Source organism: Tenacibaculum crassostreae, assembly GCF_964512405.1.
Taxonomy (GTDB): domain Bacteria; phylum Bacteroidota; class Bacteroidia; order Flavobacteriales; family Flavobacteriaceae; genus Polaribacter; species Polaribacter crassostreae.
This window is the reverse complement of the sequence record NZ_CAZELE010000001.1, coordinates 14,536-30,279: the sequence shown is the minus strand read 5'-3', so window position 1 is coordinate 30,279 and position 15,744 is coordinate 14,536. Positions and strand designations below refer to the sequence as shown.

At 33.5% G+C, this 15,744-nt stretch carries 14 protein-coding genes; 8 read left to right on the top strand and 6 right to left on the bottom strand.

Going from position 1 to position 15,744, the window contains the following annotated elements; genetic code table 11:
* Positions 1–10: 10 nt before the first annotated feature.
* From ACKTST_RS00130 to ACKTST_RS00120, 3 genes are read left to right on the top strand one after another with little or no spacing between them, the layout of a single operon-like run.
* Entirely contained in the window at positions 11–778 is a 768-nt protein-coding gene (locus tag ACKTST_RS00130; protein WP_408045764.1) for a DUF4292 domain-containing protein, read from the top strand.
* A complete protein-coding gene (locus ACKTST_RS00125; protein ID WP_408045763.1) occupies positions 779–1,996 on the top strand; it encodes a murein hydrolase activator EnvC family protein in 1,218 nt (405 codons plus the stop codon).
* 7 nt (positions 1,997–2,003) lie between these two features.
* The gene (locus ACKTST_RS00120) at positions 2,004–3,038 is read left to right on the top strand and encodes an AI-2E family transporter (RefSeq protein WP_408045762.1); all 1,035 of its coding nucleotides are present in this window, start codon (positions 2,004–2,006) and stop codon (positions 3,036–3,038) included.
* Positions 3,039–3,044: 6 nt separating this feature from the next.
* On the opposite strand, the gene ACKTST_RS00115 is transcribed toward ACKTST_RS00120, so the two are convergent.
* Positions 3,045–3,557: an acyl-CoA thioesterase gene (locus ACKTST_RS00115; protein WP_408045761.1), complete on the bottom strand. Its 513-nt coding sequence runs from the start codon at positions 3,555–3,557 to the stop codon at positions 3,045–3,047.
* Positions 3,558–3,692: 135 nt separating this feature from the next.
* On the bottom strand, positions 3,693–4,592 hold the full coding sequence (locus tag ACKTST_RS00110) for an HU domain-containing protein (RefSeq protein ID WP_408045760.1): 900 nt from the start codon (positions 4,590–4,592) through the stop codon (positions 3,693–3,695).
* Positions 4,593–4,686: 94 nt separating this feature from the next.
* Between ACKTST_RS00110 and dprA the strand changes: the two genes are divergently transcribed.
* Together dprA and ACKTST_RS00100 are read left to right on the top strand one after the other, a co-directional pair.
* The gene (gene dprA, locus ACKTST_RS00105; RefSeq protein ID WP_408045759.1) at positions 4,687–5,784 is read left to right on the top strand and encodes a DNA-processing protein DprA; all 1,098 of its coding nucleotides are present in this window, start codon (positions 4,687–4,689) and stop codon (positions 5,782–5,784) included.
* Positions 5,785–5,796: 12 nt separating this feature from the next.
* Positions 5,797–6,882 carry a hypothetical protein gene (locus ACKTST_RS00100; protein ID WP_408045758.1) on the top strand — a complete coding sequence of 362 codons (1,086 nt, stop codon included), beginning with the start codon at positions 5,797–5,799 and terminating at the stop codon, positions 6,880–6,882.
* Here the strand turns inward: ACKTST_RS00100 and ACKTST_RS00095 are convergent.
* The 3 genes from ACKTST_RS00095 to ACKTST_RS00085 all read right to left on the bottom strand — a co-directional run bounded on the left by ACKTST_RS00095 (position 6,879) and on the right by ACKTST_RS00085 (position 12,801).
* On the bottom strand, positions 6,879–7,739 hold the full coding sequence (locus ACKTST_RS00095) for a DMT family transporter (RefSeq protein ID WP_408045757.1): 861 nt from the start codon (positions 7,737–7,739) through the stop codon (positions 6,879–6,881). The two genes, ACKTST_RS00100 and ACKTST_RS00095, sit on opposite strands and share 4 nt — an antisense overlap.
* A 205-nt stretch (positions 7,740–7,944) precedes the next feature.
* Positions 7,945–11,280, bottom strand: coding sequence for a transcription-repair coupling factor (gene mfd / locus ACKTST_RS00090; RefSeq protein ID WP_408045756.1), 3,336 nt, complete (start codon positions 11,278–11,280; stop codon positions 7,945–7,947).
* A gap of 132 nt (positions 11,281–11,412) precedes the next feature.
* Positions 11,413–12,801 carry an ATP-binding protein gene (locus ACKTST_RS00085; protein WP_408045755.1) on the bottom strand — a complete coding sequence of 463 codons (1,389 nt, stop codon included), beginning with the start codon at positions 12,799–12,801 and terminating at the stop codon, positions 11,413–11,415.
* 826 nt (positions 12,802–13,627) lie between these two features.
* On the opposite strand from ACKTST_RS00085, the gene ACKTST_RS00080 reads away from it, so the two are divergent.
* Positions 13,628–13,927 (top strand): GIY-YIG nuclease family protein, encoded by a 300-nt coding sequence (locus ACKTST_RS00080; protein WP_408045754.1) that lies wholly within the window; start codon positions 13,628–13,630, stop codon positions 13,925–13,927.
* Positions 13,928–14,210: 283 nt separating this feature from the next.
* Here ACKTST_RS00080 and ACKTST_RS00075 read toward each other — a convergent pair whose 3' ends face one another.
* Positions 14,211–14,348: a hypothetical protein gene (locus ACKTST_RS00075; RefSeq protein WP_408045753.1), complete on the bottom strand. Its 138-nt coding sequence runs from the start codon at positions 14,346–14,348 to the stop codon at positions 14,211–14,213.
* 300 nt (positions 14,349–14,648) lie between these two features.
* On the opposite strand from ACKTST_RS00075, the gene ACKTST_RS00070 reads away from it, so the two are divergent.
* Together ACKTST_RS00070 and ACKTST_RS00065 are read left to right on the top strand one after the other, a co-directional pair.
* Positions 14,649–15,083 (top strand): TerB family tellurite resistance protein, encoded by a 435-nt coding sequence (locus tag ACKTST_RS00070; protein ID WP_408045752.1) that lies wholly within the window; start codon positions 14,649–14,651, stop codon positions 15,081–15,083.
* Positions 15,084–15,142: 59 nt separating this feature from the next.
* The gene (locus tag ACKTST_RS00065; RefSeq protein WP_408045751.1) at positions 15,143–15,733 is read left to right on the top strand and encodes a hypothetical protein; all 591 of its coding nucleotides are present in this window, start codon (positions 15,143–15,145) and stop codon (positions 15,731–15,733) included.
* The last annotated feature ends 11 nt before the right edge of the window (positions 15,734–15,744 follow it).

Sequence of the window (15,744 nt, the reverse complement as noted above, 5' to 3'; positions counted from 1 at the left end):
CATTAAATTTATGAGATACATCACGCTATTACTTATAGTTTTCTTAGGGTTTACTTCATGTAAATCAACCAAAAAAATCACTGAAAGTACAGCTATTAAAGAGCTTTCTGCTAGAAAAGTAGCCAAAAAACATATTGCTGCAAGTTTTGATAAAGAAACTGTTGATTCTCGTTTAAAAGTGAACTATAAAAGTAATAAAGATGAGGTTGGGTTTTCAGTTAGAATGAAAATTAAAAAAGATGAAGTTATTTGGTTAAAAGGAACTAAAATAATTACTGTTTTTAAAGCAAAAATTACTCCGACCAAAGTGCAGTTTTACTCACCCTACAAAAAGAATTATTTTGATGGTGATTTTGCTATGCTTAAAGAATTACTTGGTGTTGATATTAACTTTCAGCAACTACAAAGCATGTTGTTGGGTGAAGCTGTGGTAAACGTAAAGTCTGAACGTCAAGAAGTAGAAATTAAGGATGCTTCTTATCAACTATCTCCAAAAAACCAACCTACTTTATATGATTTGTTTTTTTATGTAAATCCGCAGCATTTTAAGCTTGATAAACAGTTGATTGTTAACTCGGTAAAAAACCAATATTTAGAAGTTTCTTATCCGAAATATCATAAAAAAAACAAGACGTATTTTCCTGAAAAACTCAATATCAAAGCAAATGATAAAGACAAGTTTACAATTATTAATATAAACGCACGATCGGTTGAGTTTAACACCAAACTAAATTTAGATTTTAACATTCCTAGCGGATATAAAGAAATTCAATTATAAATGAAAAGTACTGTTTTTTACATCTCCTTTTTATGCCTGTTTTTTGTTGGGTTTTCTTCTTTTGCTCAAAATAGAAAAGAACTTGAAAATAGACGAAAAAAGCTTCAAAATGAAATAAAACAGGTAAACAGTCTTATAATAAAAACAAACAAAAAGAAAAGTAATGCTTTAGATGACTTAAAAGATTTAACTCAAAAAATTACAGTAAGAGAACGTTTAATTGAAACAATTGAGTTAGAAGCAAAAGCATTGTCGTTAGAAATAAAATCGAACGAAAAAGAATTAAAAAAATACAACGATCAATTGGCAAAATTAAAAGCCGATTATGCTGATATGGTAGTAAGATCGTACAAGAGTAAATCTCAACAGAGTAAAACCATGTTTTTACTATCGTCTGAAAGCTTTTATCAGGCATACAAACGTTTAAAATATATGCAACAATACAGTGATTTTAGACGCAAGCAAGGTGAAGAAATTGTTGTAAAAACTAAAGAAATAGAGCAACTAAACGATTCGTTAACAGCAAGAAAAAAGTCGAAAGAAGTATTATTAGCTGCTGAAAAAAACCAGAAAAAAGAGATTGAAGGAGATAAAAAAGATCAAGAAAAACTAGTTTCAAAAATTAAGAAACAAGAAAAAAAATATAAAAGCGAATTACAGAAAAAACAAAAAGAAGAAAAAAGAATTGCTGCTAAGATTGATAAGTTAATTAGAGACGCCATTGCTAAAGCGAATAAAGGAAAGAAAACCGATAAAGGTAAATCCAGCAGTTCAGGGTTTATTTTAAATGCCGAAGAAAAAGCCTTACTTGCAAACTTTGAGCAAAACAAAGGTCGTTTGCCTTGGCCTGTTACCGGAATAATCACTAGAAAATACGGTGTACAACCGCATCCAACCTTTCCAGGAATTAGCATCAATAGTCACGGATTGTATATTGCAACCAAAGCAAACACCGATGTAAAAAGTATTTTTAATGGTAAGGTTTTGGTGATTCAATTACATTCTGACGGAAGAAAATCGGTATTAGTACAGCATGGTAATTACATTTCTGCCTACAATAAACTAAAAGAAGTGCATGTAAATAAAGGAGATACTGTTAAAACAGGTGATACGCTAGGGAAGGTTTTTACCGATAAAGTTACTGGTAAATCTCAACTTAGTTTTATGCTCTATAAAAACAAAGACAGATTGAATCCTTCGCACTGGATTCGCTCATAAAAAAACTATGACAAAAGCAGCTAATTTCATCATTGTAACTATTGCAATTATTGCCACATTAGTAATTGGTAAAGGGATTTTAATTCCGTTTATTTTTGCACTTATTTTTTGGTTTTTAACACGTGAAATTAGAAAAACCATATACAAACTTCCTTTTGCAAAAAAGTTTATTCCGTATTGGTTAAGCAATGTTTTTGTGTTTACATTTATTGTATTAGGGTTTGGTTTTGTTTCAGAAATTATTACCAACAGTATTTCGAATTTAACAACATCCTATTCGAACTATGAACCGAATATAGATGCTATTATTAAGCGACTCAATGCGTATTTTCATATTGATATTATAACTTCAGTTAAATCGGTTGTTGGTGATTTTGATTACGGTTCGGTTTTAGGCAATATCGCAAACGGAATAAGCAGTTTGTTGGGTGATACCTTTATGATTATTATTTATGCCTTATTTATCTTCTTAGAAGAGAGTAATTTTAAAAAGAAACTCCAACAATTATTCACCAATAAAGACGGAAACTCTAAAAGCTTTCAATCTATTTTAAAGAAGGTTGAAAACTCAATTTCAAACTATTTGCGTTTAAAAACCTATGTAAGTTTACTTACAGGTATTTTAAGTTATGTTGTTTTGTTGATGGTTGGAGTAGATGGGGCTCCGTTTTGGGCATTTTTAATCTTTTTACTGAATTATATACCAACCATAGGTTCATTAGTAGCTACAGTATTTCCCGCTATCTTTAGTTTGATACAATTTGGAGAATTTACACCCTTTTTAATCGTGTTGTTTGCAGTAGGTGCTATTCAGGTGATTGTTGGAAACGTTGTTGAACCTAAAGTTTTTGGAAAATCACTGAACTTAAGTCCGCTAGTAACCATACTTTCACTAGCTGTTTGGGGAGAAATTTGGGGAATTACAGGAATGATACTTTCAGTACCTATTACCGTAATTATGATTATTATCTTTTCACAGTTTGAAAACACAAAAAACATTGCCATTCTCTTATCTGAAAGTGGCAATGTAGATGATATATAAACTTTTTTAATCTAAAAAAAGTGCTTTTAGCTCGTTGGCGTCCTTAGGATCCATTTTACCCGCTAAAACCAAGCTTAATTGTTTTCTACGCAAAGCTGCATCATAACGTTGCTTTTCTAATTCTGTTTCTGGTTCAATTTGAGGAATTGGCACTGGTTTTCCAGTTTCATCAACAGCTACAAACGTATAAATTCCTTCATTTACTTTTGTTCTTTCACCAGATTGACGGTCTTCTATCCAAACATCAACAAAAACCTCCATAGACGATTTAAACGCACGTGAAACCTTTGCTTCTAACGAAACTACACTTCCTACAGGAACCGATTTAGTAAACGCTACGTGGTTTACCGACGCTGTAACTACAATCCTTCTGGAATGGCGACGCGCAGCAATACTACAAGCTCTATCCATACGAGCTAATAGCTCACCTCCAAAAAGGTTGTCTAAATAGTTAGTTTCTCCTGGTAAAACTAGGTCTGTAAGTGTCGTTAACGATTCTTTAGGTGTCTTTGCTTTCATCAATTATAGTTTGGCGCAAAGATACAGTAAGAAAAAAACCTATACTAGTTCTTGATTAAAATTACAAAATAAAAAGTAGCAGTTTTACTCCAATAATTTACGGAATAGAATGTAGTGTTTAAAAATTTAAAAGGATTACTTAGCTAATAACCAAGCGTCTTCACTAACCGATTCTTTAATCGTTTCAAGAGCTTTTCTAGCGTCTTCTTTTGTAGTATAACTAGCAAAGGCTACTTGTGTTAATCCGAAGTTATTTTTCCCTACAATAGTTGCATCATAACCTAACTGTTTTAACTCAGCTAGTTTATTTTCTGCATTGGTAACTTCTTGAAAAGCACCCGCAATAATATGGAAATTTTTAGCTTCTTTGGTAACATTTAAGTTAATCGTTGGTAACGGATTATCAATTACAAAAGTTGCTGATTGTATTTTCTTTTCTACCGCTTCTTTTTGATCAGCTAACAGTTCTTTTTGTTGTTGGTTTTGAATACCATTCCAACCAACATAAGCAACTCCTACAAAAACTGCAGCAGCTGCAGCTCTTTTGATATATAACGGAATTGTGCTGTTTTTTTCTTCAGAAACTACAGGCAATGGTTTTATGCTAACTTCTTTTACTCTTGTTACCGAAGGTGTTGAAACCTCTTCTAATCCGTAAGAAGATGTTAAGAAATTACTGGTAGGATTTGGTTCAAAAACTACTTGATTTGCTTCGTTTAAAGATAAACTACCTACTGAAGCAACTTCAACAGATGCAGATTTTAATTCTTCATTCCATCTAGCAACTTCTTCGCTAATAAAACTTGTTGCTTCTTCAAAAGAAATATTTTTAGTGGAAGCAATATAATTAGCCAATAAACCATCATTATGCTGTAAATACGCATTAAATGTTAATTGTTTTTTGGGCGGATAAAACGTATGAGTAGTCGTATTTACTCTTGCACCAATGGTATTGGTTACAAATCCTCCAAAATTAGGAACAATTACGCAGTCGTATCTATATAATAAATCGTTAATGTAGTTGGCTAATGTCATAAGAACAAATATAGTTTTTTAACTAATTAGTTTCAAGTGATTATACAATTTTTATTAACAGTTTTTTGTATATTGATAATCAAATTATTGCTGTATGAATTCTGAAAAACTGCTGGCTATTCTCAGGTTACAAGCTACCAAAAACATAGGTGATATTTTAGCAAAAAAGTTAATTACTGCTGTTGGCGGAGTTGAAAATGTGTTTAAAGAAAAGCCTCACATTTTGCATAAAATTAACGGAATTGGCACACATACAACTCAACATCTTTTTGACGAAAGTAATTTAAAAAGAGCAGAGGAGGAGTTCAAATATATTCAACAAAACAATATTGCTTTTTCTTATTTTTTAGACGACGATTATCCGCAAAATCTTAAGCATTGTATCGATGCTCCTATCTTGATTTTTAAAGATGGAAACATCAACCTAAATTCTGATAAAGTTATTTCAATTGTTGGAACCAGAAACATAAGCTCATACGGACGTGATTTTTGCAACCAATTAGTTGAAGAGTTGCACTCTCATAATCCAATAATTGTTAGTGGTTTTGCGTACGGAGTGGATATTTGTGCGCACAAAGCTGCCATAAAAAACAACTTACAAACTATTGCTGTTTTAGCGCATGGTTTGGAAGATATTTATCCTAAAACACATAAAAAATACATTCACGAAGTAAACAAAAATGGTGGATTTATCACTGAGTTTTGGCATAACGAAACTCCGTTGCGCGAAAATTTTTTAAAACGGAATCGTATTGTTGCTGGACTCTCAAAAGCAACTATTATTATCGAATCTGCTGAAAAAGGGGGGTCACTAGTTACTGCTGATATTGCAAATTCTTACAATCGTGATGTCTTTGCCTTATCGGGTAGAGCAACAGACGTGTATAGCAAAGGGTGTAATAACCTCATTAAAAATAATCAAGCACACATACTTACTTCTGCAGAAGACATTGTAAAAATGCTCAATTGGGATTTGTCGAAAACTTCGACACCCAAGCAAAAAGAACTGTTTGTTAACCTGGATGAAATAGAGCAAAAAATCTATGACTACCTGCAACAAAACGGCAAACAACATCTTGATACTATAGCGCTAACTTGTGAAATTCCTGTATATCAGCTTTCATCATTGTTACTACAAATGGAACTGAAAGGTGTTGTCAAACCTTTACCCGGTAAGTTGTTTGAAGTTTAGTACCTTTGAAAAATGCCAGAAAACAAACTCATATCACAAAAAAAACCAGCATATCCTGTTAATAAAAAACTAGGAAATTACCTGAAAAGACATAATCGTACGATTCAAATTCCTATTTTTTATGATGATTTGTTGCGTTTTCAAGGGTCGATTGCGGTATATGATAAACACGATAACGACACGCTTTGGGTGCGTGTTTATTACAATGAGTTTGAACGAGAAGAAATAGATTTAAGTCTTAAAAAAATATACAACATCCTGCACTCAAATGGTTCAGATGCTAGTATTAAGCACTTAAATATTGATGCTGTAGATTTCTGTACCTTCGGAAATTCGCAACCTTTTCGGGTAAAAGTTCGAAATATTTTAAACGATAACTACACCTATTTTTACGTTAAAAAAACCGATGCTTCACGTATTTATGGTTTAGAATTAGAAGATATCCTATCGCCTTACAACCTCAACTTTTTGGTGTATGAAGACACTTTAATTGAAGAGCATATTTCTGGTATCCCTGGAGATATTTTCATCAATGAGTATTTAGAAGATTGTTTGGATATTGAAAAAGCTCAGATTGCTAAAGAATTTGTAAAGTTTAACGAACGTTGTATGATTCGCTTGTTAGGCGACATGCGTTCTTATAATTACGTTGTGGTACCTACCCACGATTTTGAAAACGTGGTGTATAAAATTCGCCCTATAGATTTTGACCAGCAATGTTACGAAGGGAAGTTTAAAGTATATTATCCGCAGTTTTTTAAAGAAAATTTAAAAATGGTACAGTTAGTAGGAAATAAGCTTACTTCAGAATCTATAGAACAATATAAACTTGAAGAAAGATCGATTGTTGCTAAGAGGATTTTAGGATCTCGAACACGCTTAAATCGCTTGTTAAAAGCAATGAAATCAGACACGATTTCTATCCCTAAAAACATCAATCAATTAAAAACTGAAATTTTTGAATTTACGGGTGATATCAACTTTAGAGATAGCGACGGAATGGGTGAGGTGCTAGATAGTGCACTAACTTTTGTTCGTAGAAACTACGAGGATGTAAGTATGAAAACTATTATTCAACAGCAGCAAAAACTGTATTAATTTTTTCTACTACGGATACTTTCTATAACTACCGTTGCTAAAATTAAACTCCCGCCAAAAAAAGTGTTCCATGTGGGAACTTCTTTTAAAAAAAGAAATGCTAAAATAATTCCGAAAATTGGTTGAATACTACTGATAATACTAGCTGTAGAAGCTGAAAAATACTGTAGTGAATGTACCATTAAACTGTGCCCAATTGCCGTGGTTAACAACGCTAATAAAAGCAAGTAGGGTAGTTGCTCTTGAACTCCAGAAACATCCATAAAAAACAATACAGGAACTAAGACTATGGTGATGACAACTACTTGATAAAACATCAACATTACTCCGTTATATTGTTGCACATATTGCTTTAAAATTAAAATTCTGATGGAATAACACAATGCTGAAAGTAAGCCAAATAATACACCTTGAACCTGTGTGTTTTGAATATTAAAATCGGGGGCTAAAATGTATAAACCTACTAAAACTAGCAATCCTAAAACTAAGTGAATAGGATTGAACTTTATTTTTAAAAACAAGGGTTCTAAGAACGCAATCATTACCGGAAATGTATACAACGACAACATTCCAATAGCTACGTTTGATAGTTTTAAAGCGTAGAAATAAGTAATCCAATGTGCTGCCATAAAAACACCACCAACTAAAAAAGGAAACAAATGTCTTCTAGATTGTATGCTTAAATCAATCTTTTTAAATCGGCAAAACACATACAAAAAAATCATAGCAAATGCCGAACGAAACCAAACAATAACCTCAGAAGGCATTGCAATATATTTACCTAATACTCCAGAAGTACTGATGAACAACGTTGCTAATAGTAACCCTGAAAGGTTTTTGATGTGGTTGTTTTGCATGAGTTATATATTAATCATCATATATGTCATTGTGAACAAAGTGAAGTAATCTTTCTCTTGAGAGTTTTGAAAAAACAGATTACTTCGTCGCCTTCTCCTCGTAATGACACTTTTTTTCGTCATTGCGAACAAAGTGAAGCAATCTCTAAATCATAAATTTTCAACAAACAGATTGCTTCGCTCGTTCCTCGCTCGCGATGACGTTTTATACTTTTCGTAATGTTTCTAAAGCCTTGTGCACACTATCAATTTTTATAAACGTGATGAGTAAACGCAATCCGTTTTTGGTGTTCTTTTCTTTCATTACACAACTTTTCGGATTTTGTTGCACATACCTCAACATCTTCGTAAATGCTTCGGTTTGATAGAAAGCACTTTGTTGATCGGATACAAAATAACCAATCATGCGTTTTTGTTTTAAAATCACCTTTTCTAAACCAAGTTCTTTCGCTAACCATTTAATGCGAACACTATCAAATAAATCGGCAACTTGCGATGGATATTCCCCAAAACGATCGGTAATATTACTCTCAAAAGTCAGCAATTCTTCTTCGGTTGTTATGTTAGATAAATGGTTGTACAAACTCAAACGTTCGGTTACTGAGTTTACATAATCATCTGGAAACAGAATTTCAAAATCAGTATCAATCTGTACCTCTTTTACAAACTCTTTTGGTGCATTTTCATCTGTAGGATACAACTCTTTAAATTCGTTTTCTTTCAGTTCCTCAATCGCTTCTTGTAAGATTTTCTGATAGGTGTCAAAACCAATATCGTTGATAAATCCGCTTTGTTCACCTCCTAACAAATCTCCAGCACCACGAATTTCTAAATCTTTCATGGCGATGTTTAATCCGCTTCCTAAATCAGAAAACAATTCTAACGCCTGAATTCGTTTACGAGCATCATCGGTCATATGATGATACGGTGGTGTGATAAAATAACAGAACGCTTTTTTGTTCGAACGCCCTACACGACCACGCATTTGGTGTAAGTCTGACAGTCCGAAGTTATTGGCATTGTTGATGAAAATCGTGTTCGCATTCGGTACGTCCAATCCACTTTCAACTATAGTAGTCGACACCAACACATCAAACTCATTACTCATAAAACCAAGCATGAGTTCTTCTAACTTTTTACCTTCCATTTGCCCGTGACCAATCCCGATTTTAGCGCTTGGTACCAAACGTTGTAACAATCCTGCTACTTCTTTGATGTTTTCTATTCGATTATGAATAAAAAACACTTGTCCTCCACGAGAAATCTCATACGAAATCGCATCGCGAATGGTTTCTTCGCTAAAGCGAATTACATTGGTTTCTATCGGGTGACGGTTAGGTGGTGGCGTTTTAATTACCGATAAATCTCTCGCCGCCATCAAACTAAACTGTAAGGTACGTGGTATTGGTGTTGCTGTTAAGGTTAAGGTATCTACATTTTCTTTAATGGTTTTCAGTTTGTCTTTTACTGCTACCCCAAATTTTTGTTCCTCATCAATAATCAATAAGCCTAAATCTTTAAACTGAACTGCTTTATTGGTTAATTGATGCGTTCCTATTACAATATCCACACTTCCATCAGCAACTCCTTCTAACACACCTTTTCGCTGTTTTGCGGTCCTAAAACGATTTAGGTAGTCAATTGTAACCGGAAAGTCTTTTAATCGCTTAGAAAAGGTTTTAAAGTGCTGAAACGCCAAAACCGTGGTTGGTACGAGCACTGCAACTTGTTTTCCATTATCTACTGCTTTAAACGCCGCTCTTATGGCAATTTCTGTTTTTCCAAAACCAACATCACCACACACCAAACGATCCATCGGTTGTTCTTTTTCCATATCGGATTTTACTTCTTGAGTAGAAGAAAACTGATCGGGTGTGTCTTCGTATAAGAAACTTGCTTCCAACTCGTGTTGCATGTGGGTATCGGGTCCGAAAGCAAATCCTTTTTGTAATTTTCGTTTTGCGTATAGTTGAATTAAGTTGAACGCAATTTCTTTAACGCGCGTTTTGGTTTTTTGCTTGACTTTTTTCCAAGCGTTTGACCCTAGTTTATATACTTTCGGTGGTTTACCGTCTTTTCCGTTGAATTTCGAAATTTTGTGTAGCGAGTGAATACTCACGTATAAAATATCGCGATCGCCATACACTAACTTAATGGCTTCTTGTTTTTTGCCTTCAACATCAATTTTTTGAAGTCCACCAAACTTTCCAATTCCGTGATCGATATGCGTTACATAATCGCCCACTTCTAATTTGGTTAGTTCTTGTAGGGTGATGGATTGCTTTTTAGCATATCCGTTTTTTAATCGGAATTTATAATAACGCTCAAAGATTTGATGGTCGGTATAACAAACAATTTTACTATCTAAATCTACAAACCCTTGATACAACGGAAACACAATAGTTTCATAAGAAACATCTTCTTCCTGATCTTTAAAAATATCGTGGAAACGTTGTGCTTGCTGCTCGTTAGAACATAAAATATAATTGGTAAATCCTTTGGCTGAAAATTCGTTGAAATTCTGAATTAGCAGGTCGAATTTTTTGTTGAATGACGGTTGAGGATGGGTGTCGAAACTAATTTCTGGAAGACCTTTTAGCTCCGTTCGGTTAAGTAAATGAGCCAAGGTAAACTCTTGCAACTGACTTCTAATCAACTCGCCGTTGCAAAACAATTCTTCGGGTTTTGCGTGTTTTATTTCGGTAGAAAGTTCGTTGAACGACAGTTCTGCTTTTCGGTAAAACTTGTCTAACGAATCGCTTAACAAGTCAATATTTTTTACAAAAACCGCCGTTTTAGACCAGATGTACTTTAAAAAACTTTCTCTGCTTTCTTGTAGGGTTTTGTTTTCTACATTGGGCATAATGCTTACTTTCTTCAGTTTTTCTTTAGAAAGTTGCGTTTCTACATCAAAGGTTCGGATGCTGTCTACCTCATCACCAAAAAACTCGATACGATACGGTTCGTCGTGAGAAAACGAAAACACATCGATAATTCCACCACGTACCGAAAATTCACCTGGTTCGGTAACAAAATCGACACGTTTAAAAAGATATTCGAACAGCACTTCATTGACAAAATCGAGTGATACTTGCTCACCCACCACCACTTTTAGCGTATTTTTTTCTAACTCTTTTTTCGTCACTACTTTTTCGAACAGCGCAGTAGGGTAGGTAACAATAATCGCAGGTTTTTTACGAGAATTGATACGGTTTAACACTTCTGAACGCAGCAGTACATTGGCATTGTCAGTTTCTTCAATCTGATACGGTCTGCGATACGAACCCGGATAAAACAACACGTTTTTATCGCCCAATAACTGCTCTAAATCGTTTAGATAATACGCAGCTTCTTCCTTATCGTTACAAATTAACAAGTAAGGTTTATCGGCTTGTTTAAAAGTTTCGGAAATGACAAAAGACAACGAAGAACCGACCAAATTCGTGATTTGAAAATGGTTGTGTTCTTGTTGAAGCTGATGTACAATCTGTTTTACATTCTCAGATTGTTGGTATTGGTTTACAATTGCTTGCTTGCTCAACGTACAAATATTTTACGCAAATGTACGAGGAATTATTTTTTGTGTGGGAAAGTTTGTTTTTAACGTTTAGTATAAGAAGCGTAACTATCCCGAAGGGTGGCTATGATTTTTTATACAGTGTTAGTAAAAGTTTTACTTTTTTAAAATCCATGTGGTGTTTCTTCCACGTTTTTTTGGGTCTGGATTCTTTTCAATCAACCCTTTTTCTCTTAATCTATAGAAATGAGTTTTTATAATATCAGCGGATTTAACACCCGTTAATTCTCGAGCAGTACTATTATGTATTTCTTCATTTTTGGACAAGTAATCCATTATCATCTTTTCCGGAGAAGCTAGGGATTCATGTTTTATGATTACCAAAACGGAATGATCTAATTCAATTATTTCTGGTTTTTTAAGTCTTAGTTCTGCAATCTCATTAAAAGCAGTATTTAAACCTTCTCCAACATCCTGATTAGGAGGGTTAGGAAACTTATTAATGAGTCTAACCATATTTCCATTTCTTGCAAATTGTTCTTCGAGAATGTTAGCAATCGTTACATGCCCAGGCAAAGAACCTGGACTTAATACCTCTACCCTGTTATCAAATATTCTTATATGTATGTCAGATGCAATACTGTAATCCCTATGAAGTACAGCATTAGTAATAATTTCATGGAGTGCCTTTTCCGGATATTCCAAATCCTCCAATCCCGTTTCTTTTAAAACTTTCCCATTCTCAATTATTTCCTTTGTCTTTTCAACTGCTCTATAAACTTGTGTGTATGCTGGACCTTCTATTGAGATAGGAACAAAATCAAGAGTTTCTCTGGTTCCTTCTTCTTCTTTGGTTTTATATCTATAAATTTTTATCCCACTTTGCTTTGGAAGGGCTGCTTGTGGCGTGTCTGAATAAAGCATCACAGAAGCTACTGTAGGAAGATTATTACGAATAAGTAATTGCTTACGTAACCAAGGCTCAGGTTCAGAAGTAGGAATCACCTCTGCCATAAATTCGAAAATAGAATAAGAGTCCGTTACGAAATCAAGTGGAACGTTGACTGTGTTATCTTCAAAAGAAGAAATTCCTTTATCAAGCTCTAGTCTTTTTAAAGCATCTTCAGTTGTTACTGGAATATTTTGAGCAGACCTTCTTTTGTATACGGTTCCATTAGAGGCCTTAACAATGGCTAAGTTCTTTTTGACTGCAATATGCAAAACGAGTCCATTTTCATTAGGGTGTGAAAGAAAAGTATAAGAATACTGGTCACCTAATGGGAATAACTCTTCAAATGCCTGTATATGCCCATTTGCCTCTTCTTCATCTGTAAACCCAATCCATTGCCTATCTAGTACTCCGTTATTATCATTTTCTCGTATGCCAACATACATGTCTCCACCAACAGAATTTGCAAAAGCTGAAAGGGTGCGTGTTAATTTCGCAGGTGCAATTTCTTTTGATTTTAAATCATTAAAATGATTTTCAACTACTCCAAATATCTTATCTCTTTGGTCATCATTAATTTCTCTTGTTTCAATCATTTTACCCAATTTTTGCTAACTTGTTTATATCTGTATAAAACACATCATTATACTTCCGTAATAGTTATATAAAACGTATTTTATGTTTCTTTTTTTTTTACTAAATTAAATCTATACAACCACTATTCATTAAGGTAACCCATAAAGAAGTGTTTGTTGTTACTTGTTGTTTATAAAAAATAGTTGAGATAAGGGGTAGTACTACTTTTTACTTTTTTAGCGTGTTAAACATAGTAAAAAAAGAGGAGGGAGGCAAGTGTTTTTTTCGTCATTACATGGGAGTTTGAGAACTCACAATGTAAAGATTGCTTCACTATGTTCGCAATGACGTTAAAAAACAACATCAACGTCATTACGAAGGAGTTTACAATTGAAGTAATCTGTTAGTGGAGAACATACGGTTTAAAGATTGCTTCGCTTCGCTCGCAATAACGAGCTTAATAATATCTAAATAAACAATAAATCCAACGTCATTACGAAGGAGTTTATGACTGAAGTAATCTGTTAGTGGAGAACTCATGATTGAAAGATTGCTTCGCTTCACTCGCAATGACGAGTAAGACAAAAATTAATAACCCTATCGTCATTACGAGGGAAGTTATGACCGAAGTAATCTGCCAGTTGAGAATACACGGTTTAAAGATTGCTTCGTTAGTACTCGCAATGACGGTATCTAATAATAAAACTCAACACAAATTAGCGTCATTACGAGGAGTATACGACGAAGTAATCTGTTAGTGGAAAACACACGATTTAAAGATTGCTTCGCTTCGCTCGCAATGACGAAATCAAAAGCAATGACGAAATAATATTTTTGTAAATTAACATGATGAAAAAGCCTTGTGTTTACTTTTTAACCAACAAAAACAATACGGTAATTTACATTGGTGCTACTTCTAATATTATCAAACGGATTTATGAGCATAAATCTGGAAAGTATAAAGGTTTTACACATCGGTATAATTGTGATAAACTAATATATTTCAAACAATTTTCTACCATGGATGAAGCTATTGCTAGAGAAAAGCAATTAAAAGCTGGTAATAGAAAAAGAAAAGAAGCTTTAATTAATCTTGAAAATCCTGATTGGGAAGATTTAGCTGAGAATTGGATATTTGATTTTTAAAATATTTCGTCATTACGAGGGAATTTACGACCGAAGTAATCTGTTAGTTGAGAACACACGAATTAAAGATTGCTTCGCTTCGCTCGCAATGACGAGCTTAATAATATCTAAATAAACAATAAATCCAACGTCATTACGAAGGAGTTTACGACTGAAGTAATCTGCTAGTGGAGAACACACAAATTAAAGATTGCTTCGCTTCGCTCGCAATGACGAGCTTAATAATATCTAAATAAACAATAAATCCAACATCATTACGAGGAGTATACGACGAAGTAATCTGTTAGTGGAAAACACACGATTTAAAGATTGCTTCGTTAGCACTCGCAATTACGAGCTTAATAATATCTAAATAAACAATAAATCCAACGTCATTACGAAGAAGTTTACGACTGAAGTAATCTGTTAGTTGAAAACTCATGATTGAAAAATTGCTTCGCTTCGCTCGCAATGACGAAAACTTATTTTAAATCGGTTTACAGTAGCTTTCTTTTTTAAAACAACGAATCTATTTGTCTAGTTTTTAAAATCGTTTAAAGACGCCTTAAAAACAGTTGATTTTATTATTACTTTTTATATTTATAACAATTACCATAAGAAAAAATAATACCTTGTTTTTTGGTAGAATTATTAACTTTCAAAAAAAGTTTAATGTGACTTTTTTAAAACTATGCTTCTAAATAAGAAGTAACTATTTTTAAAAACAAAAAATCAAAAAAACATGTCAATATCAGATTTATATTCAAGAGGAAAACACAAACAAGAAATTGGTCATTTCGCTAGCATTATAAAAATTGCTAAAACCGACGGAATAATTTCAGAAGGAGAACAATTGTTATTAGATCGCGCAGCAAAAAAATTAAACATAAATGAAGAGGAGTATTCAGTAATTTTAAAAAGTCCTGAAAAATTTCCTGTAAATCCACCTGTAAGTTACGACGAACGAATTGAGCGTTTGTATTTATTAACAAAAATGATTTTTGCTGATGAAGACGTGGCTAAAGAAGAGGTTGGTATTCTTCGTAAAATTGCTGTAGCTTTGCACTTTTCTGCCGATAATGCTGAAAAGGTTTGCGACGAAGCCATCCATTTAGTTTTAAACGACAATGATTTAGATGATTTTACTGCAGCCATAAAAAATGTAAACGCAGAATAGTTGTAAATTATACTAAAACCCCCATAAACTAGTTATTACTTTTAAACAAAACTCTCCCGATGAAACATAAAATAGCATTTATAGCAATATTTACTTGTTTAACAACATCTATCTTTTCACAAAATTTAAACGACTCTTGGCAAATAGGAGTAGGTGTAGGAATTACACGTTTTGGTGCCGATGATGTTGAATTTATTGGTGACAAACATCAATTTCAAGTACCTGTATTAAGTTTAACAATGCCTGTTGGTAAGCGTTTATCTTTAGATGGAGCTATATCATTCAATACTATTGATGATGTTGGTTTTATTGAAAATACAGCAAAGTATTTTTCTATAGATGGATCTTTACGTTACAATTTTGATGCTGTTTTAAACAAATTAGCTCCTTATGTTTTTGTAGGAGGTAGTGTCGTAGATTCTGACCGAAAAATGACTCCAACTTTAAACATTGGAGCAGGAGGAATATATTGGGTTAGTGATAAAGTAGGTATCAATCCGCAATTGTATTACAAACACTCTTTTGAAGCGTATGAAAGCATGCGTTCTCATATACAAGGAACTTTAGGTATCGTATTCAAATTAAATTGGAGTAATAGTTCTCGTGGTAGTGGAAGCAGTATTGCTAGATCTATTGGAGGTTGTATGTAAAACCTCAATAT